The 396-nt window shown below is 36.6% G+C and carries 1 protein-coding gene; it reads left to right on the forward strand.

Features of this window, described 5'->3' with window-relative positions:
• Window positions 1-396 (forward strand): hypothetical protein (locus FIA58_RS21185; protein WP_165928977.1); only part of this gene is annotated, 396 nt, incomplete at both ends.

The following is a 396-nucleotide window of genomic DNA, read 5'->3' on the forward strand; positions in this document are numbered from 1 at the left end:
CAACCTTCAGATTTATATGCGTGTGATGATATTAGTAATGATGGTTTTGAGATTTTTGATTTAACGAGTCAGAGTGCTACGGTATTAGGGACAAATAATCCTTCAAATTACACGGTTAGTTATTATACGAGTCAGGCTGGAGCAGATGATGGTACAGGTACTATAGATCCAGCCTCACCAGATACGGCTTTTAATGGTACTAATCAGGTAATTTATGTAAGAGTAGAGGATAATTCAGATCCAACGGTTTATGCTACCACAACATTTAATTTGGTAGTTAATTCAACCCCATTAGCCGATTCTCCAGCAGATATTACGGTTTGTGATAGTTATGTATTACCAGCATTAACAGTAGGTAATTATTATACAGGATCAGGAGGTACAGGTTCTATGTTA

The sequence above is a fragment of the Flavobacterium jejuense genome, from assembly GCF_006491595.2.
Taxonomy (GTDB): domain Bacteria; phylum Bacteroidota; class Bacteroidia; order Flavobacteriales; family Flavobacteriaceae; genus Flavobacterium; species Flavobacterium jejuense.